At 68.8% G+C, this 24,045-nt stretch carries 23 protein-coding genes; 18 read left to right on the top strand and 5 right to left on the bottom strand.

Annotation, left to right across the window (positions count from 1 at the left end; genetic code table 11):
- Nucleotide 1 precedes the first annotated feature (1 nt).
- On the bottom strand, nucleotides 2-805 hold the full coding sequence (locus AB0D18_RS19000) for an IclR family transcriptional regulator (RefSeq protein WP_362419329.1): 804 nt from the start codon (nucleotides 803-805) through the stop codon (nucleotides 2-4).
- A 133-nt stretch (nucleotides 806-938) separates the two neighbouring features.
- Between AB0D18_RS19000 and AB0D18_RS18995 the strand changes: the two genes are divergently transcribed.
- From AB0D18_RS18995 to AB0D18_RS18975, 5 genes are read left to right on the top strand one after another with little or no spacing between them, the layout of a single operon-like run.
- Entirely contained in the window at nucleotides 939-2,447 is a 1,509-nt protein-coding gene (locus AB0D18_RS18995) for a sodium:solute symporter family protein (protein ID WP_362419326.1), read from the top strand.
- A gap of 30 nt (nucleotides 2,448-2,477) precedes the next feature.
- Nucleotides 2,478-3,422 (top strand): 5-dehydro-4-deoxyglucarate dehydratase, encoded by a 945-nt coding sequence (locus tag AB0D18_RS18990; protein WP_362419323.1) that lies wholly within the window; start codon nucleotides 2,478-2,480, stop codon nucleotides 3,420-3,422.
- On the top strand, nucleotides 3,422-4,678 hold the full coding sequence (locus tag AB0D18_RS18985) for a glucarate dehydratase family protein (protein ID WP_362419320.1): 1,257 nt from the start codon (nucleotides 3,422-3,424) through the stop codon (nucleotides 4,676-4,678). Before AB0D18_RS18990 ends, AB0D18_RS18985 begins: the two co-directional genes overlap by 1 nt.
- Nucleotides 4,679-4,682: 4 nt before the next feature.
- Complete coding sequence (locus AB0D18_RS18980) at nucleotides 4,683-5,849, top strand: hypothetical protein (protein WP_362419317.1); 1,167 nt, start codon at nucleotides 4,683-4,685, stop codon at nucleotides 5,847-5,849.
- Nucleotides 5,850-5,860: 11 nt separating this feature from the next.
- Entirely contained in the window at nucleotides 5,861-7,315 is a 1,455-nt protein-coding gene (locus AB0D18_RS18975; RefSeq protein ID WP_362419314.1) for an aldehyde dehydrogenase (NADP(+)), read from the top strand.
- Between the two features lie 90 nt (nucleotides 7,316-7,405).
- Here AB0D18_RS18975 and AB0D18_RS18970 read toward each other — a convergent pair whose 3' ends face one another.
- Nucleotides 7,406-8,416 carry a hydroxyacid dehydrogenase gene (locus AB0D18_RS18970; RefSeq protein ID WP_362419311.1) on the bottom strand — a complete coding sequence of 337 codons (1,011 nt, stop codon included), beginning with the start codon at nucleotides 8,414-8,416 and terminating at the stop codon, nucleotides 7,406-7,408.
- Between the two features lie 477 nt (nucleotides 8,417-8,893).
- Between AB0D18_RS18970 and AB0D18_RS18965 the strand changes: the two genes are divergently transcribed.
- From AB0D18_RS18965 to AB0D18_RS18920, 10 genes are all read left to right on the top strand, one after another.
- The gene (locus AB0D18_RS18965; protein WP_362419308.1) at nucleotides 8,894-10,141 is read left to right on the top strand and encodes a sugar ABC transporter substrate-binding protein; all 1,248 of its coding nucleotides are present in this window, start codon (nucleotides 8,894-8,896) and stop codon (nucleotides 10,139-10,141) included.
- Nucleotides 10,138-11,109, top strand: a complete 972-nt coding sequence (locus AB0D18_RS18960) for a sugar ABC transporter permease (protein ID WP_362419305.1) — start codon at nucleotides 10,138-10,140, stop codon at nucleotides 11,107-11,109. The genes AB0D18_RS18965 and AB0D18_RS18960 overlap by 4 nt, the downstream gene beginning before the upstream one ends.
- Complete coding sequence (locus AB0D18_RS18955; protein ID WP_362419302.1) at nucleotides 11,106-11,972, top strand: carbohydrate ABC transporter permease; 867 nt, start codon at nucleotides 11,106-11,108, stop codon at nucleotides 11,970-11,972. Before AB0D18_RS18960 ends, AB0D18_RS18955 begins: the two co-directional genes overlap by 4 nt.
- Nucleotides 11,973-12,147: 175 nt before the next feature.
- Entirely contained in the window at nucleotides 12,148-13,494 is a 1,347-nt protein-coding gene (locus AB0D18_RS18950) for an alpha-L-fucosidase (RefSeq protein WP_362419299.1), read from the top strand.
- A 34-nt stretch (nucleotides 13,495-13,528) separates the two neighbouring features.
- Complete coding sequence (locus AB0D18_RS18945) at nucleotides 13,529-14,962, top strand: polysaccharide lyase 6 family protein (protein WP_362419296.1); 1,434 nt, start codon at nucleotides 13,529-13,531, stop codon at nucleotides 14,960-14,962.
- Between the two features lie 91 nt (nucleotides 14,963-15,053).
- Nucleotides 15,054-16,496, top strand: a complete 1,443-nt coding sequence (locus AB0D18_RS18940; protein WP_362419293.1) for a polysaccharide lyase 6 family protein — start codon at nucleotides 15,054-15,056, stop codon at nucleotides 16,494-16,496.
- Between the two features lie 100 nt (nucleotides 16,497-16,596).
- Nucleotides 16,597-17,436: a TIM barrel protein gene (locus AB0D18_RS18935; protein ID WP_362419291.1), complete on the top strand. Its 840-nt coding sequence runs from the start codon at nucleotides 16,597-16,599 to the stop codon at nucleotides 17,434-17,436.
- A gap of 74 nt (nucleotides 17,437-17,510) precedes the next feature.
- Nucleotides 17,511-18,176 (top strand): SGNH/GDSL hydrolase family protein, encoded by a 666-nt coding sequence (locus AB0D18_RS18930; protein WP_362419288.1) that lies wholly within the window; start codon nucleotides 17,511-17,513, stop codon nucleotides 18,174-18,176.
- A gap of 300 nt (nucleotides 18,177-18,476) precedes the next feature.
- Nucleotides 18,477-18,767: a hypothetical protein gene (locus AB0D18_RS18925; protein ID WP_362419286.1), complete on the top strand. Its 291-nt coding sequence runs from the start codon at nucleotides 18,477-18,479 to the stop codon at nucleotides 18,765-18,767.
- 417 nt (nucleotides 18,768-19,184) lie between these two features.
- Nucleotides 19,185-19,817, top strand: coding sequence for a DUF2461 family protein (locus AB0D18_RS18920; protein WP_362419283.1), 633 nt, complete (start codon nucleotides 19,185-19,187; stop codon nucleotides 19,815-19,817).
- Nucleotides 19,818-19,918: 101 nt separating this feature from the next.
- On the opposite strand, the gene AB0D18_RS18915 is transcribed toward AB0D18_RS18920, so the two are convergent.
- Nucleotides 19,919-20,323, bottom strand: a complete 405-nt coding sequence (locus AB0D18_RS18915) for an FKBP-type peptidyl-prolyl cis-trans isomerase (RefSeq protein WP_362419281.1) — start codon at nucleotides 20,321-20,323, stop codon at nucleotides 19,919-19,921.
- A 518-nt stretch (nucleotides 20,324-20,841) separates the two neighbouring features.
- Between AB0D18_RS18915 and AB0D18_RS18910 the strand changes: the two genes are divergently transcribed.
- Nucleotides 20,842-21,810, top strand: coding sequence for an ABC transporter permease (locus AB0D18_RS18910; protein WP_362419481.1), 969 nt, complete (start codon nucleotides 20,842-20,844; stop codon nucleotides 21,808-21,810).
- Between the two features lies 1 nt (nucleotide 21,811).
- Nucleotides 21,812-22,165, top strand: coding sequence for a hypothetical protein (locus tag AB0D18_RS18905; protein WP_362419278.1), 354 nt, complete (start codon nucleotides 21,812-21,814; stop codon nucleotides 22,163-22,165).
- Here the strand turns inward: AB0D18_RS18905 and AB0D18_RS18900 are convergent.
- Together AB0D18_RS18900 and AB0D18_RS18895 are read right to left on the bottom strand one after the other, a co-directional pair.
- The gene (locus AB0D18_RS18900; protein ID WP_362419478.1) at nucleotides 22,056-22,298 is read right to left on the bottom strand and encodes a sigma factor; all 243 of its coding nucleotides are present in this window, start codon (nucleotides 22,296-22,298) and stop codon (nucleotides 22,056-22,058) included. The genes AB0D18_RS18905 and AB0D18_RS18900 overlap by 110 nt on opposite strands.
- Nucleotides 22,220-22,726, bottom strand: a complete 507-nt coding sequence (locus AB0D18_RS18895; RefSeq protein ID WP_362419276.1) for a hypothetical protein — start codon at nucleotides 22,724-22,726, stop codon at nucleotides 22,220-22,222. The genes AB0D18_RS18900 and AB0D18_RS18895 overlap by 79 nt, the downstream gene beginning before the upstream one ends.
- A 591-nt stretch (nucleotides 22,727-23,317) precedes the next feature.
- Between AB0D18_RS18895 and AB0D18_RS18890 the strand changes: the two genes are divergently transcribed.
- A complete protein-coding gene (locus AB0D18_RS18890) occupies nucleotides 23,318-23,815 on the top strand; it encodes a hypothetical protein (RefSeq protein ID WP_362419274.1) in 498 nt (165 codons plus the stop codon).
- The last annotated feature ends 230 nt before the right edge of the window (nucleotides 23,816-24,045 follow it).

Below are 24,045 nucleotides of genomic sequence, written 5' to 3'. Positions count from 1 at the left end.
ATCAGCGAATTCCCGCGCGGCGCAGGCGTTGCCCGAGCTCTGCGGTGGCTTTGGCGAGCAGTTCGCCGACGTGCTTGGCGTCGTCGTCGGTGACCTGGTCGATGGGCATGGAGCAGCTCATCGCGTCGGTGGCGGGGATCCGGTACGGGATCACCGCGGCGACGCACCGCACCCCGAGGCCGCCTTCCTCGATCTCGGCGCCGTAGCCGCGTTCCCGGGTCAGGGCGCACTCGGCATGGAGGGCTTCGACCGAGGTGATCGTGTGCGGGGTCAGCGCGGTCAGCGGGTCGCGCAGTACGGCTTCGATCTCGTCGTGCGTCAGCTCGGCGAGCAGCACCTTCCCGAGGGCGGTGGCGTGCGCGGGAAGCGTCCGGCCGACGCGTGAGACCAGATGCGTGGACCTGACCGACTCCCGGGTCTCCAGATACACCACCTCCGCGCCGTTGCGGCGGGCGTAGTGCGCGGTGAACCCGGTCTTCTCGCGGACGAGTTCGAGCGCTTCCGTCGCGTAGGGGACCACGGGATCACGGTCGAGATACGCCGTGCCGCAGATCAGCGCCCGGACCCCGAGGCGATATCGCCCGGTGTTGGAGTCCACCTCCAGCCACCCGGCGTCGAGCAGCGTACGGAGCAGTCCGTGCAGGCTCGACCTGGGGAAACCGGTACTCGCCTGCAGATCGGACAGCGACAGCCAGACGCCGTTGGCCGCGAAGGTCTCCAGCAGATCGATGGCGCGGCGCGCCGATTTGACTCCCGCCGGCTCGACGGCGTTCTCGCCTGCCGGGATTTCCACCTTCTGCGGCACGAGGCGCTCCTCCATCCAGCCGTTGACACGTACGTCACACCACATTAACGTCCCGGGACAGCATTCCCATGCATGAACCGCTAGCACAATAACAGACTCCGTTCATGGATGTGAACAGCGAGAGGGGTCAGTGGTGCATTTCCTCGACTGGTCAGTGGTGTGCGGCTACTTCGTGCTGATGGTGGTGATCGGCTGGTGGTCCCACCGGAAGGTCTCCAACGTCAGCGACTTCTTCACCGCCGGCGGCAAGATGCCCTGGTGGCTCGCCGGAATCTCCCATCACATGTCCGGCTACAGCGCGGTTCTCTTCGTGGCGTACGCAGGCGTGGCGTACACGAGCGGGATCACGGTCTACTTCTGGGGCTTCGCCAGCATCGGCATCGGTGTCGGCATCGGCAGCTGGCTCTTCGCCGCCAGGTGGAACCGGCTGCGCTCGAAGGTCGGCGTCGCCTCACCGCTCGAATACCTGGCCAAGCGGTACGACGTCCCGACGCAGCAGGCCCTCGCGTGGAGCGGCAGCCTGCTGAAGGTCTTCGACATCGCGGCCAAGTGGTACGCGGTGGCGACCCTGCTCCACGCCTTCGCCGGGGTCCCCTACCTCTGGGGCATCCTCCTCACCGGCTCGGTCACCCTCATCTACTGCACCGCCGGAGGCCTCTGGGCCGACGCCCTCACCGACTTCGGCCAGTTCGTCATCCAGGCCGTCGCCGCACTCGTGATGATCTGGGTCATCCTCGGCAAGCTCGGCGGTGTGTCCGGCCTCTGGACGATGTGGGCGAAGCTTCCCGAAGGCCACCTCGACCCGGCGACCGCCAAGTACACGACCGTCTTCCTCCTGGTCTACGTACTGGTGAAGACGCTTGAGTACAACGGGGGGATGTGGAACCTGGCGCAGCGCTACATGGCCGCGCCCAACACCCGCGAAGCACGCCGGGGTGCACGGCTCTCGTCGGCTCTCTACCTGCTGTGGCCACCGGTCCTGATGTTCCCGATGTTCGCGGCCCCGCTGCTAGTCCCGGGCCTGGAGGACCCCAACACCTCGTACGCCGTGATGACGATGACGTTCCTGCCGCCCGGCCTGATCGGCCTGGTACTGGCCGGCATCTTCTCGCACACGATGGCGATGGTCTCCTCCGACGCCAACGCGCTCTCCTCGGTGATCACCCGGGACATGCTGCCCGCGCTCTGGCGCCGGGCGAGGAGCTTCACCGAAGCGGAAGGCCTGCGGGTGGCCCGGACGTCCACCATCCTGTTCGTCGTCCTGACGATGATCGTCGCCACCCAGGCGCAGAACCTCGGTGGTGTGCTCCAGATTGTCGTGTCGTGGGTCGCGGCCCTGATGGGCCCGATATCGGTGCCCCTGCTGCTGGGCATGCTCCCCGCGTTCCGCAACTGCGGGCCGCGAGCCGCGCTGGTCTCCTGGGCGGGCGGGCTGATCGCCTACGCGCTCTGCTACTACGTGTTCGCCGCGGGCGCGACGGTCACTGTCGCCACGCCGGTACTGGTCTCGCTGGCCCTCTTCTGCGGACTCGGCCTGCTCGCCCCCGAACGCAGGGAGTCCACCGACGAGATGATCGAACTGGTCGGCAGGGAGGACGACGACCTCGACACCCGCATGAGCGAACCCACTTCCCGCTCATGACCCTTCAGATACGAAAGAGCGAATGAGTTGATGGCACAACCCCACGTCGAGCTCGAAGGCCTGCTCGCGTTTCCCCTCACTCCCTTCACCCACGACCTCGACCTCGACCTGGACGCGTTCGCCGAAACGGTCGAGGGCCACGTGGCAGCCGGTGCCGGAGCACTGTTCATCGCCTGCGGGACAGGCGAGTTCAGCGCGCTGACGGCCGACGAGCAAGCCGCGCTCCTGCGCAGGGCGCGCGAAGTGGTCGCCGGCCGGGTGCCGGTCTGGGTGGGAGCCGGAGGCGGCGCGGCGACGGCACGGGCCGGGATCGCGGCGGCACAGGAAGGCAACGCCGACGGCGTTCTCCTGCTGCCTCCGTACCTCGTGTCCGGGCCGCCGTCCGGCCTCGTCGACCACGTGCGTTACGCGGTGAACGACACAGACGTCCCGGTCGTCGTCTACCACCGCTCCAACGGCGCTTTCACCCCGAGGTCCGCGGTGAAGCTGCTCGACATCCCCTCCGTGGTCGGTCTCAAGGACGGCGTCGGCGACGTCGAGCTGATGACCAGGGTCGTCACCTCGATCCGGAGCGCGAAGTCGCCGCGGGCCGGCGACTTCCTGTTCTTCAACGGTCTGCCGACGGCCGAGGTCTCGGCCCGCGCGTACAAGGCGATCGGGGTGGCCCGCTATTCGTCGGCGGTCCACTGCTTCGCGCCGGAGATCGCGATGCGCTTCCACGGAGCGCTCGCGGCAGGGGACGACAAGGCCGTCGACGCGCTGCTGGCGGGGTTCTACCTGCCGCTGGTGGCGCTGCGGGACGAAACCCCGGGCTTCGCGGTCTCGCTGGTGAAGGCCGCCGCACGGCTGCGGGGCGACAGGGTCGGCGGCGTCCGGCCACCGCTCGTGGAACCCGACGCGGAGCAGGTCGAGCGCCTGGAAAAGATCGTCAAGGACGGCTACGCGCTGCTGTCCGCGTTGGAGGGCGTGCGCTGATGAAAATCATCGACGTTGTCCTGACCCCGGTCGCGTTCCGTGATCCGCCGCTGCTCAACGCGATGGGGGTGCACGAGCCGTTCGCGCTGCGCAGTGTGGTCGAGCTGCGCTGCGAGGACGCGGTGGTCGGTCTCGGCGAGTCGTACGGCGACCTGGCCTTCCTCGACCAGGTGAGGAAGGTGCTGCCGGAACTGACCGGGCACGACGTGTTCGACCTGCCGGGACTGCACCGCACCGTGACGCGGGTACTGGGCGGGGCGGTGTTCGCCGACGAGCACGGCCTCACCGGCGGCTTCTCGGTGAGCAAGACCATCGCCAGCGTGTACGCGCTCTTCGAGGTCGCTTCCTTGGACGCCCAGGGGCACTGCCTGGGCCGTCCGGTGGTCGACCTGCTCGGCGGGCGTGTGCGCGACGAGGTCGACTTCTCCGCGTACCTCTTCTACAAGTACGGCGCGCACGCGGGCGCCGAACAGGACCTCTGGGGCGAGGTGCTCACCCCAGAGGCCCTGGTCGGTGAGGCGAAGCGGATGATCGACCGGTACGGTTTCAAGTCGATCAAGCTCAAGGGCGGCGCGCTCGACCCCGACCAGGAGATGGACGGGATCCGCGCGCTGGCCGAGGCCTTCCCCGGGCACCCGCTGCGCATCGACCCGAACGCGGCCTGGACGGTGGAGACTTCGATCCGGGTCGCCCGGGAACTGGACGGCGTCCTTGAGTACCTGGAGGACCCGACCCCGGGCATCGAAGGCATGGCGAAGGTCGCCGAGCAGGCGAGCATGCCGCTGGCCACCAACATGTGCGTGGTGCGGTTCGAGGACATCGAGCCGGCGTTCCGGGCCAGGGCTGTCGGTGTCGTCCTCTCCGACCACCACTTCTGGGGCGGCCTGCGCGACACCCAGGCGTTGTCGAAGACCTGCGAGGCCTTCGACGTCGGTCTTTCGATGCACTCCAACAGTCACCTGGGCATCAGCCTCGCCGCGATGGTGCACGTCGCCGCGGCGACCGGGCATCTGACGTACGCCTGCGACACGCACTGGCCGTGGCGCGCCGTCGACGTGATCGCGCCCGGTGCGCTGGAGTTCCGCGGTGGCGCGGTGGCCGTGCCCGACAAGCCGGGCCTGGGCATCGAGCTGGATCCGGACGCGCTGGCCAGGGCACACGAGGACTACGTGCGTTGCGGACAGACCAAACGGAACGACGTGACGTACATGCGCAAGTTCGTCCCCTCGTTCGAACCTCATACGGCACGGTGGTGAACCCGTGCGAGTAGTCGGTTACGCCTATCCCTGGGACATCCTCGACGCACCCGGTTTCGTGGACCGGGCGGGGGAACTCGGGGTCGACGAAGTGGCCGTCGCCGTGTCCTACCACAGCGCCCGCGCCGCCACTCCCTGGTCGCCTGCGGGCACTTCGGTCCTCGCCCGGCATGCGGCGCTCTACCGTCCGGTGCGGGAGAAAGCCTGGCGTGACGCCCCGCTGCGTCCGGCCGCACCCGACTGGGCGTCGGTCCCCGACAGTGCGGGAGACGCCGTCCGCGTGCTGAACGCGGCCGGTGTGCCCGCCGCCGCGTGGATCGTGCTCACCCACGATTCCCGGCTGGGCACTCAGTTCCCGCAGTACGCCGTACGCAACTGCTTCGGCGAGAGCTACCCGTGGGCGCTGTGCCCGTCGCAGCCGCAGGTGCGGGCGTACGCGGCGACGCTGACCGCGGAGTGCCTGGAGGGGCTCGACGTCGCGTCGGTGCTCCTCGAAGCCTGTGGCCCGCTCGGCGCGGTGCACCAGCACCAGCACGAGAAGACCGACGGCGTCTGGTCTCCCGCTGTCGCACGGCTGCTCTCGGTGTGCTGCTGCACGGCCTGCGCAGACGGCTGGGCCGAGTCCGGTGCGAAAGCCGAAGACGTCCGCGACGCCCTGCGGAGCGAGGTCCGCCGCCTGGTGGACAGCGCCGATCTTCTCGCCACCGCGGACCGGTTGCCCGCCGATCTGAGGACCACGATCCTCGAAACCCGGCAGCGGGGCACCGACCGGCTCCGGCGCGGTGTGCTCGCCGCGATCGGGCCCGGCACCAGGGTCGTCCTGCACGGCGCGCTCGACCCCTGGGCGACCGGGGCACTTCCCGGCCTGACCCCGACCGCGGCCGCCGACGTCGACGCCGTGGTGCTGCAGAACTGGGCACCCGGCGGGGCCAGTGTCGACGCCGTCGCGAAGGCCCGACGGCAGCTTCCGTCCACCGTGGACGTCGGCAGCTACATCACCGCGGTGGCCGCGAGCCCGGTCCCCGACATGTCGGCCTACGTGACGGAACTGGCCGGGGCCGGCGCCGCCGAGCTGCACCTCTACCACCTCGGGCTGGCCGGCCCCGGCCGCCTGCCGGACATGCACGCCGCCACGGGCGCGGCGCACGCTGCGCGAAGGAAGGACTCATGAAGGAGGGACCCATGACCCAGGACACCGATTCCGCCACCTTGGAGCGCGTTCTCGCCGGCGCCGCGGCAGCGGCAGGACCGGCAGCCGCCTCGACCCCCGCCGGGCGCGCGGCCTGGCTGATCGCCGTCGCCGACGCACTCGACGACGCGGCCGAGGAACTCGTCGCCCTGGCCGCTGCCGAGACGCACCTGCCGCCCGCACCGCGGCTGAAGGGCGAGCTCGCCAGGACGACGTTCCAACTGCGCCTGTTCGCCGGTGAGCTCGACAACGGACACTTCCTGGGAGCCACGATCGACCACGCGGACGCCGCGTGGCCGATGGGCCCCCGTCCCGACATCCGGCGGTCGCTGATACCGATCGGCCCGGTGCTGGTGTTCGCCGCAGGCAACTTCCCGTTCGCCTTCAGCGTCGCAGGCGGGGACACGGCGTCCGCGCTGGCCGCCGGCTGCCCGGTCGTACTCAAGGCCCACCCGGGGCACCCGGAGCTGTCGGACCGGACAGGCGCGCTCGTGCACGACGCGCTGGTCGCGGCCGGTGCGCCGGAGGGGATCTTCGCGGTCGTCCACGGCGTCGACGTCGGTGTCACGGCACTGCGCGACGAGCGGATCGCGGCGGCTTCGTTCACCGGTTCGGTGCCGGGCGGGCGCGCGCTGTTCGACATCGCGAACGGCCGCCCGAGCCCGATCCCGTTCTACGGCGAACTCGGCAGCGTCAACCCGGTCGTCGTCACACCGGGTGCCCTCGCCGCGCGCGGTGAGGCGATCGCGAAGGCGTACGTGGGTTCGTTCACCCTGGGCGCCGGCCAGTTCTGCACCAAGCCGGGGCTGCTGTTCCTGCCGGAAGGCCATGGCCTCGACGGCGCGTTGAAGGAGGCCGTTTCCGCCGTCGCCGCCCAGCCGATGCTGAACGAGCGCATCGCGCAGGGCTACACCCGCGCGCTGTCCGGGATCCGTGAGATGCCGGGTGTCGAGGCGCTGGTGGAGTCCGGGCAGGACGGTCCGGTGTTCACTCCGGCCCTGCTGAGCATCAGCGGCAAGGAGTTCCTGGCCGCGGGCAAGGGTGTGCACCAGGAGTGCTTCGGTCCCGCGTCGCTGGTGGTCACCTACGCCGACCGGGCCGAGCTGGTGCGCCTGCTCGACCGGCTCGAACCGGGACTCACCGCGACCGTGCAGGGCGAGGAGAGCGAAGCCGAGCTGGTACGCGGCGTGCTGCCCTCGCTCGTCAGGCTCGCGGGCCGGCTGCTGTGGAACGAATGGCCGACCGGAGTCACCGTCAGCTGGGCCCAGCAGCACGGCGGGCCGTACCCGGCGACCACCTCGCCGGGGTCGACCTCCGTGGGCACCGCCGCCGTCGAGCGCTTCCTCAGGCCCGTCGCCTGGCAGGGCTTCCCGGACGCGTTGCTGCCGGACGCCCTGCGGGACGACAACCCGTGGAAGCTCCCGCGCCGTACGGACGGCCGGCGCTGAGTCGCAGACCGGCTTGCAGACCGGGGCCGGTACGGCCGACCCGGGCCAGGCTCTGGCCCGGGTCGCGTACCGGTACGGCTCCGCGCCGGGTCAGGCCAGTGAGGCGGCGTGCGCGGGGTTGATGGCGTGCTGGAGCGGCAGTCCCTGGGTGAAGCGGCGGAGTTCGTCGAGCACCAGCAGCCCGAGTCGGTGTCGTTCGGCGCCCATCGCGCCGCCGAGATGGGGCGTCAGGACCACGTTGGGAAGGTCGAAGAGTGGCGAGTCGTGGGCCGGAGGCTCCGGGTGTGTGACATCGAGTACGGCGGTGAGGTCGGGCCTGGCGCGCAGCACCTGCGCCGCGGCCGCCTCGTCGACAAGCGCGCCCCGCGCGGTGTTGATCAGCGTCGCGCCCGGCCCCAGGGAGTTCAGCAGCCGCGCCCCGACCGTGCCGCGGGTCTCGGGCAGGAGCGGTGCATGGAGGCTGACGACGTGGCAGGTGGCGAAGAGCTCCTCGATGCCGATGAGCCGGACGCCCGCCTCCCGGGCGGTTTCCGGGGAGGCGACGGGGTCCGTGGCGAAGACGTCGACGTCGAAGCGGCCGAGGTGGGCCGCGACGAGTCGGCCGATGTGCCCGAGCCCCAACAGGCCCACCCGCGACCGGTAGGCGCCCGGCACGGCGACGTCGCGGGGGAAGCGGCGGCTGCTCGCCACGTCCCGCGCGATGCGGTGCACCTGCTTCAGCCCGAGGAGGACCTGGGCCAGGGTGAACTCCGCCACCGGGACGGCGTTGGCCGCGGCGGCGGAGACGATCGGTATGCCGCGCTCCCAGAAGGCGGGCGTGGTCAGGTGCCGGACGGATCCCGCCGCGACGAGGACGGTCCGCAGCCGAGGGGCATGCCCCAGGAGGGCGGCGTCGAGGACGGGCGCGCCCCAGCCCGTGAGCAGGATGTCGACCCTTCTCAGCACGGAGGGGTCATCGGCGAGCTGCTGACGGGTGAGGGGCGGTCCCTGCCAGTCCACCAGCCCGTCGATCCCGGCCAGTACCTCGGGCGGATAGACGTCCGCCCGGCGTTCTTCCTCCATGACCAGAAGGGCTGTCGGTACGGTGACCGGCTCGTTCATGTCGGCTCTCTCCTCTGCCTGTTCACTGGCGGCCCGTCAGCCGGCCGGCCGACGGCCCCTGGTCGGATGCGTGGGCAAGTGTCCGACCGGATGTCGCAGACTGGCGCGGTTTGTTTACCACTTGGGTTTACCACTCGGGCCAGGCGGCTCGCAGGGACCATACATCGGATCTCTGGAATGTCATCGCCTGAAACGTGGAACTCCGGCCCTCGTCGATCGGGCGGCAATTTGCGGAGGCCCATGCCCATTTCGGTGCGTGGGAGCGCCTCTGGCAGGACTCTCGCCGATCACCGGAATATTCATATTCATCGGACTATTGACCGCTGATTCGGACCCCGTTACCGTCCGAGCAAGCGCTTTCTAGCTCAACTGCGCAGCGGCGAAACAGGAGTTGTCATGCAGAGATCACAATGGATAGGTGCGGGTTTTCTCGCCTCGGCATTGGTCCTCACCAGTTGTACATCCGGGCCTGCGGGAGTGGATGCCAAACAGAACTCCAAAGCGCCGTTGGAGCTCTGGACCAGGACGACACCGGGCGGACCGGGGGAGCAGGGGACGCTCAGGCTCGCCAAAGCCTTCGAGAAGGCCACCGGCCACAAGGTCAAGGTCACGGCCATCTTCGACGACTTCGAGACCAAGCTGCAGCAGCGGGCCGCGCAGAAGAACCTTCCCGACCTCGTCATGAACGACGTCACGCAGCTCGGGGCGATGCACAGCCAGGGCCTGCTCCGGGAGATCGAACTGGACAAGATCAAGAACAGCAAGGACCTCATCGGCCAGGGGCTGGACTCCGGCAAGAGCGTGGACGGCAAGCAGTACGCACTGCCCTACTCGGCGCAGGCGTCCGCACTGCTCATCCGCAAGGACTGGCGACAGAAGCTGAAGCTCGGCGCCCCGAAGACCTGGGACGACTTCGCCGCGATGGCCAAGGCCTTCACCACCCAGGACCCCGACGGCAACGGCAAGCAGGACACCTCCGGCCTCGCCGCCCCGCTCTCCACCAAGCGCGGCTACGCCTCCTGGTACTTCTCCAACTTCCTGTGGGCCGCGGGCGGAGACTTCATCACCGAGGCCGGCAAGGGCACGTACCGACCGGCGATGACCAGCAAAGCGTCCGTCGAGGCCATGGAATGGTTCCGTGACCTCGGCTGCAAGGACAAGGCCGTCCAGCCGGGTTCGGTGACCATGGACACCCCGCCGACGAACGAGACGTTCGAGGCGGGCAAGACCGGCATGTACGTCGTCGGCCCGTACATGCTGCCGCGTTTCGACGAGAGCCTCGGCAAGGACAAGTACGAGGTCGTGCCGATGCCCAAGGGGCCGAAGGACGCCACCGTCCTCGCCGAGGGCGGTTCCGTCTATCTGATGGCCGGCTCCGAGAACCGGGCCGGGCAGGACGCGTTCGTCGACTTCGCCGTCTCCGCCGAGGGCCAGAAGGTCGGGATGGAGGGCGACAAGGGCTTCGTCGTACAGCTCCCCGTCAACAAGACGGTGAACATCTCCCAGGTCCGTCCCGACCCCCGCTGGAAGACCTACTCCGAGGTGTACCGGGATTCCGGACGCTACGCGCCCTCCATCCCGAACTGGACCCCGGTGCGGCAGGCGACGGCGGACACCGTGAACGCGCTGATGGCCGACTGCGGCCTGGACATCAAGGCCAAGCTGGCTGAGCTCGACAAGCAGCTCGCCGGCATTCTCAAGGAGCAGGGGATCGCCGCGTCATGAGCCTCGACCAGGCTGGTCCGGCCGCTCCCCCGGCGGCCGGACCAGCCACCCGTACAGCGGGCCGGCGGGGTGCGGGGGCCGCAGGCCGCCGGAGGAACGGCCGTAGGTCGGGCCGGTGGTGGACGCCCTGGCTGTTCCTCGCCCCCGCCCTGCTCCTCTTCCTGTACTTCAAGTTCATCCCCATGGCCAGCGCACTGACCATGTCCTTCCAGGAGGTTCAGCCCTACCTGGGAAACAAGTGGGTCGGCACCGAGAACTACTCCACGGTGCTCCAGTCCCTCGGTTTCCGCGAGGCCGCATGGCACACCGTCGTCCTCGCCGCCGGGCAGACAGCCGGCTCGATGGTGCTCGGCCTCGCCCTCGCGCTGCTGATGGAAGGGCAGAGCCGCCGACTGGGATTCGTACGCTCTGCGGTGTTCCTGCCTGTGGTGGTGCCCATCGCGGTCGTCGCCGAACTGTGGCGGATCATGTACCACCCGACCGAGGACGGGATGCTCAACTCTCTCCTCGGACTGGTGGGGTTCGGTCCCTCGGGGTTCATCAACGACCCCCACAGCTCGATGGCCTCCATCATGCTCACCGGCATCTGGCGGGGCGCCCCCTACGACATGATGATCTTCCTCGCCGGTCTGGCGAGCGTGGACCGCGGTCTGTACGAGGCCGCCAAGGTCGACGGTGCGTCCAGGCTGCAGCGGGTGTGGTACGTGACGGTGCCCGGACTGCGCTCGGTGTTCTCGATCCTGTTCATCCTCGCCGCGATCCGTGGACTGCGGGTGTTCACCGAGGTGTTCCTGCTCACCAACGGAGGGCCCGACGGCTCCACCGAGGTCGTCATGACCCTCATCTACAAGCTCGGCCTTGAGCAGAACCGGCTCGGCGTCGGCGCGGCGGGAGCCGTCCTGCTGTTCGTCGCGACCCTGATCCTGACCGTCGTCGTCCAACTGCTGCGGCGGAGGGAAAGCAAATGACCGCGCCGACCGAGACCGCGCTGGGCCTGACCGAGAGCCGGAGTGCCGGCGGACGGATCCTGAGGGCCCTCGTCTACCTGCTGGTCCTGATCGTCTTCGGCGGACCGCTGCTGGCGCTGCTCGTCAGCTCCTTCGGCCACGTCAAGGACCCGACACAGCTGAGTGTCATCCCGTCGGGAATCACGCTGGACAACTTCGGGATCGCCTTCGACCAGGGCGTCCTGAAGTACCTGCTGAACTCGTTCTTCGTGGTCGGCTTCGGGCTGCTGCTCCAGGTGGCCGTGTCCGTCCTGGCCGGATACGCGCTGGCCAGGAAGGTTTTCCCCGGCATGACGCTGGTACTCGTCGCCGTCCTGGCGACGCTGATGCTGCCCGAGGAGATCCTGGCCCTCCCGCTGTCCCTGATCCTCTCCGACCTGCCGGTCCTCCACTTCAACCTCATCGGCACACTGGCCGGAATGATCGTCCCGCTGGGCGCCTGGGGATTCTCCATCCTGGTGATGACCGAGTTCATGAAGGACGTGCCCCGCGAACTGGAGGAGGCCGCCCGTATCGACGGCGCCGGCGACCTGCGCATCTTCCTCCAGATCATCCTGCCGATGTGCAAGCCCGCCCTGGGCGTCATCGGGGTCTTCGGCTTCACCATGATCTGGGACCAGTACCTGCTGCCCCTCCTCGTCTCCACCGACGCCTCCTCCTACACTCTCCCGCTGGCACTGCGGACCCTGCGGATCGACCCCGACGTCACCCCCGGCGTGGTGATGGCCGCCGCCCTGCTGGCCCTGCTGCCCTCCGTGATCGTCTTCCTGTTCTTCCAGCGCTCCTTCGTCAGCGGCCTGTCCTCCGGCGCACTGAAGGGCTGACCCCGCAGCCGCGGCATCCCCGGCGCCCTGCCCGGCCCGGCAGGACAAGCTGTCCCCGGCAGGTCAGCCCGCCCGGCCCGCCCCCGGCAGGACAGCCCGCCCCCGGCAGGTCAGCCCGCCCACGACCGGCACCCGTGCCGCGTCCGCACACTCCCGTCCAAGGAGCGAATCCCCCATGACCCCGCACACCGACACTCCGCCGGCACACCTGAACGGGACCCCGGCCACCGAAGAAGCCCCGGAGACCTCCTGGTTCACCACCGCCCGGTTCGGCATGTTCGTCCACTGGGGCCTCTACTCCCTCGCCGCTCGGCACGAATGGGTCAAGAACCGGGAGAAGCTGACCGACGAGCAGTACCAGGTCTACTTCGACCACTTCGACCCCGACCGCTACGACCCGGTCCAATGGGCCAGGGCGGCCAGGGCCGCGGGCATGCGGTACGTCGTCCTGACCGCCAAGCACCACGACGGCTTCTGCCTGTGGGACAGCGCGCTCACCGACTACAAGGTCACCCACACCCCACACGGCCGCGATCTCGTCGGCCCGTTCGTCGAGGCGTGCCGCGCCGAAGGGCTCAAGGTCGGCCTCTACTACTCACTGATCGACTGGCACCATCCGTCCTTTCCCGTGGACGGCACCCATCCGCAGCGCGACGACGAGGAGTTCAAGGCCGCCCATGCGGACCGGGACATCCGCGACTACCAGCGCTATCTGCACGGCCAGGTCCGCGAACTGCTGACCTCGTTCGGACGTGTCGACTACCTGTTCTTCGACTTCTCGTACGCCGGGCGCAGCTGGTGGGGCGGCAAGGGGCCCGACGACTGGGACTCCCGGAAACTCCTGGAGACGATCCGTGAACTCCAGCCGCACGTACTCGTCAACGACCGCACCGGTCTTCCCGGCGACTTCGTCACCCCCGAGCAGTACCAGCCCTCGGGACCGATGACCGAGGACGGGCGCCCCGTGCTCTGGGAGGCCTGCCAGACGCTCAACGGGAGTTGGGGCTACGACCGCGACAACCTCGACCACAAGAGCGCCGACCTGCTGATCCGCATGCTCGTCGACGGAGTGTCCAAGGGCGGCAATCTTCTCCTCAACGTGGGCCCCACCGGCCGCGGCGATCTCGATCCGCGCGACGCCGCGGTCCTCGGGGAGATCGGCCGGTGGACGGAGCTGCACGAGAGGTCGGTACGCGGCTGCGGCCCGTCCCCGTACACCGCCCCCGCCGAATGCCGGTACACCCAGCGCGGCGACCGGCTCTACGTCCATCTCTTCGCCTGGCCGCTGCGCCATCTGCATCTGCCGGGCCTCGCCGGCCGGGTGCGCTACGCCCAGTTGCTGAACGACGCGTCCGAGATCGTACGGATCCACATCGACCCGGACCGGCCCGCGGTCAACACCGAGATGGGCGGACAGCCCGCCGGGACGCTCACCCTCCAGATCCCGGTCCGGCGCCCCGACACCCCCGTACCCGTCATCGAACTGTTCCTGGACACCTCGGCCGACCGGACCGACTGCTGAGCCGGAGCCCGGTCCACCACTTCACGGAGGCATCATGCAACGACGCACGTTCCTCATAGGCACCGCGGCAGGGGCGGCGCTGGCCGCCGCCCCTGCCGCAGGACTGCTGACCGCAAGCGCCACGGCGGCCCCGGCGATCGTCGGGTCACTGGACGAGCTCCAGGCCGCGATCGACCGGGCGCGCCCGGGAGACCGGATCGTCCTGGCCGACGGTACGTACACCGTCCCGCCGGACCGGCCTCTCACCGTCCGCAACAAGCGGGGCACCAGGCGCGCACCCGTGACCATCGCCGCCCGGACCCGCGGCGGCGTCGTACTGAACGGCGAGCAGAGCTTCGTCTTCCAGGCGTCCAGCCATATCACCCTCAGCGGCTTCTCCTTCCGCCAGAGCAGCACCCTGGACGTCCCCCCGGACTGCTCGCACATCAGGCTCACCCGCAACGACTTCCAACTGGCCGACATCGAGGGCGTGCACTGGGTGATGGTGCGCGCGGACGACAGCGAGGTCGACCACAACCACTTCCACGGCAAGAGCACGCTTGGCATCTACCTCGGGATCGAGGGCGCGGGCGAGGCGGAGATGGCCCAGCGCGTTCACGTGCACCGCAACTACTTCTCCGACCACAGCTTTACGGGGTCCAATGGCGGCGAGCCGATCCGGCTCGGGGTCAGCCCCCGGGCACTGTCCAGCGCCCACGCGGTCGTGGAGTACAACCTGTTCGAGCGCGCGAACGGGGACCCCGAAGCGATCTCGGTGAAGTCCTCGGACAACACCATCCGGTACAACACCATCCGTGACAGCTTCGGCGGGATCGTGCTGCGGCACGGCAACCGCAACCGGGTGGAGGGCAACTACCTCGTCGCCGGCACGGAAGGCGTACGGATCTACGGAAACGACCATGTGATCGTCAACAACTACCTGTCCGGTCTGTCCGGCCGTGCCCTGGTGATCGGCAGCGGTTCGGAGCGCGACCACGTGCCCGGCGAGACGCCCGACGCGCGCCGTGGCAACGACGCCGCCGACCGGGTCCTCATCGCGTACAACACCCTGGTGAACAACAAGGGCACGCTCTTTGGGGAGAGCCAGCGCCCGCACGAGCCGCGGGACGTCACCGTTGCCGACAACCTGCTCGTCGGGGACTCGGGCCAACTGGTCGCGATGGCGAACACCGTGCGTTTTACCTGGTCGGGCAACCTCCTGTGGGGCGGGGCCGCGGACGGCAACATCCCCGCCGGCGGCGGCACCCGCAAAGACCCGAAGCTGGTGACGGGCCCAGGCGGAATCGTCCGGCCGGCCGCCGACAGCCCGGCGCTCAACGCCGGCACGCTCCGGTGGCCGCGCATCACCCACGACATCGACGGGCAGCCACGCGGCCGGGCCCGGGACGTGGGCGCGGACGAATACTCCCGCCGGGCACCGAGGCGCGGGCCACTGACCCCGGCGGACGTCGGTCCGCAGGCCGGCTGAGAACATCCGTCCACACCCCTGGAGGGCCTGTCCCGCCTCATCCCCACAGGCCGGAGGGCCGGCCCCGCCTCATCCCCGCAGGAGAGACACCATGCAACGACGCACGTTCCTCAGAAGCACCGCGGTGGCAGCACTCGCCGCCGTGCCCCTGACCACCTTGCTGTCGGGCAGCGCATCGGCGGCCGACAAACCCGTCGCCTCCCTGGCCGAACTCCAGAGCGCGATCAACGGCGCCGCACCCGGTGACCGGATAGTCGTCGCCGACGGCACCTACACCGTGCCGTCGGGGAGCTCGATCAAGATATCCGGCAAGAACGGGACCAGTGCCGCGCCGATCAGCATCGTCGCCAAGACCCGCGGCGGCGTCGTGCTGCGAGGCCAACGCGGCTTCGTCCTCAGCAATTCGAGCAACATCACTATCAGCGGCTTCTCCTTCCGTCAGAGCATGCAGATGGAGATCCCGGCGAGCTGCTCGTCGATCCGGCTGACCCGCAACGACTTCCAGTTCGCGAACACGGGCGACCTGGACTGGGTCGCCGTGCGGGCGGACGACACGAAGATCGACAGGAACCACTTCCACGACAAGACCACCGCCGGCATCTTCATCGTCCTCGACGGCCCCGGCTCGGACGACCCCAGCACGGGAGTGGCGGCCCACAACCTGCAGATCTTCAAGAACCGCTTCTCCGACCACAGTTACTCGGGGCTGAACGGCGGAGAAGCGATCCGGCTCGGAGTCAGTGGCCGGGCGCTGTCCCGCGCCGAGGCGAGGGTGGAGTACAACCTCTTCGAGCGCTGCAACGGCGACCCCGAGACCATCTCGGTGAAGTCCTCGTACAACACCATCCAGTACAACACCATCCGTGACAGCCGCGGCGGGATCGTGCTGCGGCACGGCAACAACTCCACGGTGGCGGGGAATTACCTCATCGACGGCACCGACGGAATTCGCATTTACGGAAACAAGCACCTGATCGCCAACAACTACCTCAGCGGGCTGTCGGGCAATGCGCTGGTGATCGGCAGCGGATCCACTCGTGACCACAACCCGGACGAGACGGAGGCAGAAAGGAGGGGCAACGACGCCTGCGACTCAGTGGTGATCGTGCACAACTCCCTGCTGAACAACACCAAAACGCTCGTGGGCGAGAACCGGACGTACGAGCCGCGGAACGTGGTCGTCGCCGACAACCTGCTGGTCGCAGGTTCCGGCAGCCTCGTCGCGATGGGAGCCACCTCCGGGTTCACCTGGCAGTCCAACATGCTGTGGGGGAGTGCCAGCAACGGCAACATCCCCTCCGGTGGCTACACCCGGGCCGATCCCCGCCTCGCCCGGGGCCAGGACGGTGTCCTGCGACTGTCGTCGGGCAGCCCTGCGATCGGTGCCGCCACGCTGGGCAGCCCGGCGGTGGCCGACGACATCGACGGGGACCAGCGCGGCAGCGCGCGCGACATCGGCGCCGACGAGTACGCCACAACTCCCGCTCTCCGGCACCCTCTCACCGCCGCGGACGTGGGCCCGAACGCAGCATGAACGGCACCCGGGGACGGGGCACGGACGACCCGGTCCGCACGCCCCGCCCCCGGGTGGACCACCCAAGAGCTTCCGCAGGACAACGCCGGAAAGGCATGGAGTGACCGAGAAGTTGAGGCGGGGCGTGGCGGACGACACCGCGAGCCGTCGACCGGCCGGGCCCGACGCCGGCGTGACCAGGCTCGGCCTGTGCTCGGTCACCTTCCGCCGGCTGCCCGCCGCCGAGGTCGCGCGGTGCGCCGCGGACGCGGGCCTGGAGGTGGTCGAGTGGGGAGCGGACGTGCACGCGCCGCCCGGGGAACCCGGTACCGTCCGCGCGGTCCGTGAGGTTTCCGACCGGTACGAGCTCGCCTGCTGTTCGTACGGCTCGTACTTCCGCGCCACCCCGGGCGAACTGGCCGAATTCCCGGCCGTCGCCCAGGCCGCGGTGCTCCTCGGGGCGCCACGGGTACGGGTCTGGGCGGGCGGAACCGGATCGCGGGCCACCTCGCCGGACGAACGGCACACGACCGTGGCCTGTCTCCGGGAGGCGGGCCGGATCGCTGCGGACCACGGACTGGAGCTCGCACCGGAGTTCCATCAGGGAACGCTCACCGACACCGTCGCCTCGACCGTCCAACTGCTGGACGAGGTGGGCGCGGACAACGTCCGCACCTACTGGCAGCCGCCGCTCGACGTCCCCGACGAGGAGGCCCTGTCCGGCCTCGCCGAGCTCGGCGACCGGGTCACCGCCGTGCACGCCTTCTCGTGGTGGCCGGGCAACACCCGGCTGCGGCTGGCCGAACGCGAGGCCCTGTGGGCCGCCGCACTCCGCCTGCTGAACGGCCGGCGCGTCGAGGCACTGCTGGAGTTCGTGCCAGGCGACGACCCCACCGTGCTGGCACGCGAGGCCGCGACGCTGCGGCGCGCCGCAGCGCAACGACCAATTCATCAGCGGTAGTCGACCGGCAGGTGGGAAAGCAACGATCGTCTCGTCCCCCACGCCACCCCACACGCGACGCCAGGACGGCAGACATGCACATCAAGGGAGACGACACACTCCTGTTCATCGGTGACTCCATCACCGACGCGGGCCGCGCCCGGGCAGATCCCACCTCGCTCGGCAACGGATACGTCCACGAGATCGCGCAGACCCTGCGCGACCGGGCGAACGCGGGGTCCGGCCCCACCCCGGGGCCCTCCCCCCGGGTCATCAACAAGGGACTCAACGGCAATCGTGTGTACGACCTCGAATCCCGCTGGACCACCGACGTCACCGATCTCCGGCCCACCGTGGTCACGGTCAAGATCGGAATCAACGACACCTGGCGGCACTACGACAGCGGACTCCCCAGCCCCGTCCACGAGTTCGAAGCGTGCCTCGACCGCCTTCTGGCGAGCACCGCGCAGACCCTCGCCGCACGGCTGGTAGTCATCACCCCCTTCCTGCTTCCCGTCACCCCGGAGCAGGAAGGCTGGTTCGACGACCTGGTGCCCCGTACCGAAGCCGTGCTGCGGGCAGCTCGGGGCAACGGAGCCCAGGTGGTCCGCGCGGACCTCGCCCTGCTCCGCGCGGTACAGGACCGGGAAGCGGCGGAACTGGCCCCGGACGGCGTCCACCCGAGCCCTCTCGGCCACCGCCTGATCGCCGACGCCTGGCTCGCCGCGGTCGATACCCGCACCCCGGTCCCGCGGCGGTAGCGCCCGTACGGGGGGACGCCGGGTTCGCGCCAGGTTCGGCGCCCCTGCCCCCCCCGTACGGCCTTGTGCCGGAACGGCAGGCCAAGGCTTACGTGGTTCCACGACGTTTGCCCCGCGAGGGGAGCCACTGCCCGCGCCGAGGATTTTGCAGGATGGCTCACCGCCCGAACCCTCGCGAGGTCCCTCTGTCCGGGACATGTCCCGGACAGAGGGACGCGGTTCCCACTCCCTGCCCCGCCTGCCAAGGTCTGCCTTGCCGGCCGGAGACGGGCTCCGGCTCACGAGCGCTGGAGAGACCTGATGAAGCGCATGGTTCGCACGACGTTGACCGCCCTCGCACTGACCTGCGGGAGCCTGCTGGCCACCACTGCTCCCGCGAGTGCGGGGCAGCTGGCCTGCAAGGCCCCGTGGACGGACGGCACCACCTTCGGTATTGCCTGCTCCGGCGGTCCCTACATCGCAGTTGCCCAGTGCAAGAACGGCCGGTGGGTACAGGGAGCCTCCGCCAGCAACTACAGCAAGTCCTATGCCTACTGCTCGACCGTGGGCTCCAAGTACAAGGCCGGTACGGGGTACGCCCTCTACCTGTAGCCCGCAGCATCCTCGAAGGGTGAGGGAACAGACCGCGCGCTACGCCTTGGCGCAGACCCACTACCGGTGACAACACCCGGACGACAGCAGAACAGCGGGTGGCCGGCGACGAAGGGCGAGGTGTGCGTACGGGAAGTCGGGCTGGGGCCGCCGCAGCGGAGCGTGCCGGGTGCGCCCGTACGAACGGTTCCAGCCTGCGGAATCGAGCGGAGCGGTGACGGCGACCGGACGGCCGGATCCGCCACGGCATTCGGGAAGGCCGAGGATGTGGACGGTCTGAGCGAGGTCCTGTCCGAGCTGCGCAGGATCAACGCGCCACCGGATCGACACCTCCACCATCCCCCGGCCAGGCGGCCAATCCGCTGCAGCCCCGCCTCGTTCTCCGCGCGCCGATCACGGGGGAGCTAAAGTGCGCGCATGCGCGGACAGTTCACCGGCTGGCCGGAGCAGGCCATGGAAGTGTTGTGGCAGCTCCAGGGCGAGCCGACCCACGCGATCCGCGAGCGCTACCGCGCGGACCGTGAATGCCTGGTCCGGCAGCCGATGATCGCCCTCCTCAACGAAGTCGCGGACACCGACCCTCGGTACGAGGACTTCTCCGTCTGGCACTACCGCACCGACTCCTGGTGGTGGCAGCACCAGGGCGCGGTGATCCGGCTCGGCCGCAAGATTGAGATCGGTCTCCGGTTCGCCCTCGACGGCCTGCGGATCCAGGGCGCCTGGTGGTACCCCGATCCCGGCCAGGTGGACATGTTCCGCAAGGCCGTGGCCTCCGGGGGGAGTGGCCTCGAACTGTCCGCCATCGTCGAGGATGTGCGGAAGAAGGGCTACGAGATCTCCGGGGACGTGATGAAACGCCCCCCGCGTGGCTATCCGGCGGACCACTCCCGTTCGAACCTGCTGCGCCATCGTTCGCTGATCGCAGCCCGTCCGCTCGGCTGCGAGGAGTGGCTGCACACGCCCGAGGCGGTCGACCGGGTCCTCTCGGCCGTCGCCGACCTGGATGCGCTGCTGATGTGGTTGGTCCGCCACGTTGAGCGCGCCGCCTGACATCACGAGGGCATCCCTCGACCTGGTGTCCGGAACGCAGCAGCAGATCGGCGACCGAACCTCCGATGCAGCCGGTGGCCCCGGTGACAGCGCCAGGGTCGCTAGGCGTTGCTCCACCCTGCTGTGCTGGAATACGAGTCGAGCAGGTCCACCACGAAAACCAGGGTCGAGCCCGGCGGGATCAACGGCGAGGGCGACTGATTGCCGTAGCCGAGACGCGGGGGAACGATGATCTCGCGCCGACCGCCGACCTTCATGCCCCTCACCCCCCGGTCCCAGCCCTTGATGACCTTGCCACTGCCCAGGCCGAACTTGAACGCCTCGCCCCTGTCCCAGGAGGCGTCGAACTCCTTCCCGGACTCGAAGGTCACCCCGACATAGTGGACCCTGACCACCATGCCCGGCTTCACCTCAGCGCCGTCCCCGACGACCAGGTCCCGGATGGTCAACTCGGTAGGAGCGTCACCCTCCGGAACGTCGACCTCGGGCTTGGTCCGTTCACTCATTGCAGCCTCGTCACTCTCCGCCGGAAGCCCTCGCACGGACCAGCCGGACATATGGACACATGGGCACACCATGCAGCAGATGGCCACGCTACCGAGAATTCCGATTCCCGGAGCACGCCAAATCCCTTACCGGTGCTGGCGGCCGAGATGCCAAAACCGCTATGGCTTGCCCGTGACGGTGGGCACCGACGCCACCCCGGCCCCCTCGGCACGCGCCGCTGAGAACTGCGTGCGGACCATGCCTGCGATAGACCGGTTTGCGGCATATCGAAGATCATTCTGCTACGGCAGCATTGCGGTTCTTGCCGCAACGTTGCGGCCTTGTGGCTAAACCGGCCAAAACCTGGTGCGGCCATCCAGGTACGGACCAAGCTGACATTCGCCCCTTCGTGGCACCGTTCCGTACCCGTACGCCCGCAGAAAGCTCCACCACACATGTACTCGTCCTGCTTCTCCGGCGCCGTCCCGGCGCATCCCACGTGTGTGATGAGGGGGCGGTCCGCACCGTGCGCCATGTAATGCGCAAGGCGGGCGGCTGGCTCCTGATGATCGCGGTCGCGACCAACGCCACCTATTTCCTGGCCAGTTGGTTCCTGGACCCGCGATCGAACTTCAAGGATTTGCGGCCCGTCCGCAGCGAGGCGCAGATTTCCCGGGCCCTCGCCCCGTACAACCTCGACCCCGGGATGCCGCTGGTGCAACGGTGGTGGAATTGGCTCACCTCGGTGATCTCCGACTTCGACTGGGGCCAGTCACCCACCGGTGTTTCCGTCAACGGTGAGATGGGTTACCGCGCGCTCGTCAGCGCCCAGCTGGTCGTCACGGCGACCGTCCTGTCCGTCGTGATCGGTGTTGCGCTCGCCGTCTACACCGCCGCACGCCAATACGGCACGGCCGACCGGGTTTCACAGGCCATATCCATCGCGGTGTTCAACGTACCGACGTCCGTCGCCGCACTCGCCGTGGTCTTCGTCGCCATCTGGCTGGGCCAGCACGCCGGGCTCGACTTCCTCTACGTCGCCGGGGAGAACTCACCAGGCGTCGAGGGGCTGCTCCCGACGATCGGTGACCGTCTCCTCCACCTGATCCTGCCGACGCTGACCCTGACGCTGATGGGCTACGTGGGCTACCACCTGACGCAGCGTTCGCTGCTGCTCGACACGATCAACGCCGATTTCGTACGTACGGCCCAGGCCACCGGCCTCACCCGCAGCCAGGCCGTCCGCAGGCACGCCCTGCGGGCCGCGCTGATACCGACGGCTGCCTCCGTGGCGTTCAGCGTGCCCGCCATATTCACCGGAGCCATCATCACCGAGACGATCTTCGGCTGGAACGGCATGGGTCGCTACTTCATCCAGACCATCAGCAAGAACGACGTGCACGGCGCGGTCGCGACGGCCGCCTTCGCCGCGGTACTGACCGCGATCGGCGCGATCCTCGCCGACATCGCCACGGTCTTCCTCGACCCGAGGGTGCGGGTGAACTGACATGGCGACAGCGATCGATACCGCCCAGCCGCGTAGAGGCCTCGGCCGCGGCCGGCTCTACCTGCGGCGCTTCCTGCGCAACCGCCTCGCGGTCGCCGGCGTGGTGATCTTCGCGCTGCTCGTGCTCTTCAGCGCCTTCGGCGGCGGGACGGCGAGGTGCTCGGCCACCTGGGCCACGGTGCATTCCAGGACGTACATGAGGCGGATGACGGTTTGCTGCTGTTCGGTCAGCTCCCGCACGGCTTTCAGCACCACGTGGGTGGTGATCGTGGATTCCGTGCTGTCCCAGGAGGCGTCCAGGTCCTCTGCCGGTACTCCAGTGGCCGGATCTGCCGGGTTCGGAGGTGGTCGATGACGAGGTTTCTCGTCACGGTGAACAGCCACGGCCGGATGTGCCCGCCGCGGGTGTTCAGTAGCCCGGCGTGCCTCCAGGCGCGGGCCGCGGTCTCCTGGAAGATGTCCTGCGCCGTGTGCCAGTCGCCGTCCAGCAGCCGGGTGGCGTACCGGACGAGCAGAGGCCCGTACTGGGCGTGGATGTTTCGAATGAAGGCATCGCAGTCGGCGGCGTCCTATGCGTCGTGCCGGGCCTGCGAATACCGCGCCGGAGGGCCTCGATGATGTTCGCGAGGGTCGCGGAGTGAGAGCCCTTGCGGCCGGTTGCCTGGTCGTGCCCCGCGTAGGTGTCGGCGTAGTACGACGTCGCGAGGTTGACGCCGGGCCGGGCGAAAAGTGCCCCGTGCTCATGGCGCACGCGGTACAAGTTGGAGTACACCTGAACCCCGAGCCCTTCTGCCAGGGCATGTTCCACGAGCTCGACGAAGTCGGGGTGAAGCGTGGCTTCGCCGATGAATTGGATCTTCTTGACGCCGAGTGCCGCGGCCTGGCTCATAACCCGCTTCCAGTCGTCGCCGGTCATGCTGCCTTCCCTGATGATTGGGTGAGTTCAAGGACTCAGAGGCGTGCAGGTTGGACGAGTGGTGGTTGGTGTTCGTTCCGGACCTGAGCGGTGGGGGCCGCTGCCGGCAGCGGCCCCGCGAGCAGTGCCTGTTGCCGCTCCGCAGCCAGGCCAGATGCCGCTCCGGCAGGCTGACGCCAGGGCACGTTGAGGGTGCGAGCCAGCAGTGCGCGCTCCCAGTTTCACGCTAGGGCGTGACGTGCGCGGTGCGGTCTGCTGTCCTGAAGGTGGGGGTGGCAGATGGAGTGGTTCGAGAGTGCGCGCGCTCGCCTCGGCGTATGACCAAGCGGAACAGCATGCGTTGTCCGGACTGGGAAGGTCTGGTGGGGAAGCCCCTGCCTCAGAGGGCGTGTCACTTGATTGACACAAGATGATAAGGCCGTTGGCGTGTCGGGCAGCGAGGGAGTGTGGTCATCGGGCAGGGCCGTCTGGATGAATTCGCGCCGCTTCAGCCCTTTCATTCGCTCTGATGTGGCTATACAGGGTTCGTTCCTGCCGCCTGGTCACATTGTTGGCCCAGCACATCGGAGTGTCATGTCACAACGTTGTGGAATGGTTCTGACGGTTGCGGTGCTCGCTGCATTCGCTCTGTCTTCGGGGCAAGGCAGTGCAGTCGCCGACGGACGGGTCGTGGAGACTGGCAACGCCGTTCGGGGGCAGGCCGACCTGGCCGAGACGCCTCGCGAGGCCAGGGCTCCCAGATTGCCATACCTCTGTAGTGGGAAGGTCGACTCTCCGCACAGTTCGCACACGAAGAACTACACGATCAATGTGCACTTCGACACGGCATGCAAGATGGTTGCCACTAACGTCTCGACCGAGGGCAGTCTCTACCGATCCCGCTGGTACGGCTGGGAACAATTGAAGACGGCCAAGGACGGGAGGAAGAACACGCGCAAGCTGCGCGTGGTTGCCCCCAAGGGTTGCAAGGCCGGAACGAAGTACCGCTACAAAGGGCAGGCGCGCTTCTATGTGTCGGGCCCGCAGGGCAAGGGCTCAGCGCACGTCTACAACCAGAACGACAGCGAGATCACGTGCAAGAAGCGCTGATGCGGGGGATGGCTGCCGCGGCGGGCACCGCCTGTCTGATGGTCACCCTGGCGTCGTGCGGGACCAGTCGGCAAGGTGGTGAATCTCCTCCTGACTCCGTGGCGGGTGTGCCGAGCGCACGCGAAGGTCAACACGACGCCGTCCTACCGCTGGTGGCCGGCCACTGGCCGGGGAGTGGTGCCCACCATCCGCCGAAGAAACTCGCGTGGGAACGAGGGCACGCCGTGCGA

Source organism: Streptomyces sp. NPDC048442 (assembly GCF_040651475.1).
Classification (GTDB): Bacteria; Actinomycetota; Actinomycetes; order Streptomycetales; family Streptomycetaceae; genus Streptomyces.
The sequence above is the reverse complement of the archived record's forward strand: the minus strand, read 5'-3'. Positions and strand labels throughout refer to the sequence as shown.

What these genes read in the sequence shown, in the direction of transcription:
- AB0D18_RS18930 (WP_362419288.1), top strand. Translation starts at nt 17,511, where the DNA reads ATGCACATCAAGGGAGACGACACACTCCTGTTCATCGGTGACTCCATC.
- AB0D18_RS18915 (WP_362419281.1), bottom strand. Translation starts at nt 20,323, where the DNA reads ATGAGTGAACGGACCAAGCCCGAGGTCGACGTTCCGGAGGGTGACGCT.
- AB0D18_RS18925 (WP_362419286.1), top strand. Translation starts at nt 18,477, where the DNA reads ATGAAGCGCATGGTTCGCACGACGTTGACCGCCCTCGCACTGACCTGC.
- AB0D18_RS18950 (WP_362419299.1), top strand. Translation starts at nt 12,148, where the DNA reads ATGACCCCGCACACCGACACTCCGCCGGCACACCTGAACGGGACCCCG.
- AB0D18_RS18940 (WP_362419293.1), top strand. Translation starts at nt 15,054, where the DNA reads ATGCAACGACGCACGTTCCTCAGAAGCACCGCGGTGGCAGCACTCGCC.
- AB0D18_RS18960 (WP_362419305.1), top strand. Translation starts at nt 10,138, where the DNA reads ATGAGCCTCGACCAGGCTGGTCCGGCCGCTCCCCCGGCGGCCGGACCA.
- AB0D18_RS18955 (WP_362419302.1), top strand. Translation starts at nt 11,106, where the DNA reads ATGACCGCGCCGACCGAGACCGCGCTGGGCCTGACCGAGAGCCGGAGT.
- AB0D18_RS18975 (WP_362419314.1), top strand. Translation starts at nt 5,861, where the DNA reads ATGACCCAGGACACCGATTCCGCCACCTTGGAGCGCGTTCTCGCCGGC.
- AB0D18_RS18945 (WP_362419296.1), top strand. Translation starts at nt 13,529, where the DNA reads ATGCAACGACGCACGTTCCTCATAGGCACCGCGGCAGGGGCGGCGCTG.
- AB0D18_RS18970 (WP_362419311.1), bottom strand. Translation starts at nt 8,416, where the DNA reads ATGAACGAGCCGGTCACCGTACCGACAGCCCTTCTGGTCATGGAGGAA.
- AB0D18_RS18990 (WP_362419323.1), top strand. Translation starts at nt 2,478, where the DNA reads ATGGCACAACCCCACGTCGAGCTCGAAGGCCTGCTCGCGTTTCCCCTC.
- AB0D18_RS18895 (WP_362419276.1), bottom strand. Translation starts at nt 22,726, where the DNA reads ATGACCGGCGACGACTGGAAGCGGGTTATGAGCCAGGCCGCGGCACTC.
- AB0D18_RS18905 (WP_362419278.1), top strand. Translation starts at nt 21,812, where the DNA reads ATGGCGACAGCGATCGATACCGCCCAGCCGCGTAGAGGCCTCGGCCGC.
- AB0D18_RS18985 (WP_362419320.1), top strand. Translation starts at nt 3,422, where the DNA reads ATGAAAATCATCGACGTTGTCCTGACCCCGGTCGCGTTCCGTGATCCG.
- AB0D18_RS18910 (WP_362419481.1), top strand. Translation starts at nt 20,842, where the DNA reads ATGCGCAAGGCGGGCGGCTGGCTCCTGATGATCGCGGTCGCGACCAAC.
- AB0D18_RS18920 (WP_362419283.1), top strand. Translation starts at nt 19,185, where the DNA reads ATGCGCGGACAGTTCACCGGCTGGCCGGAGCAGGCCATGGAAGTGTTG.
- AB0D18_RS18890 (WP_362419274.1), top strand. Translation starts at nt 23,318, where the DNA reads ATGGTTCTGACGGTTGCGGTGCTCGCTGCATTCGCTCTGTCTTCGGGG.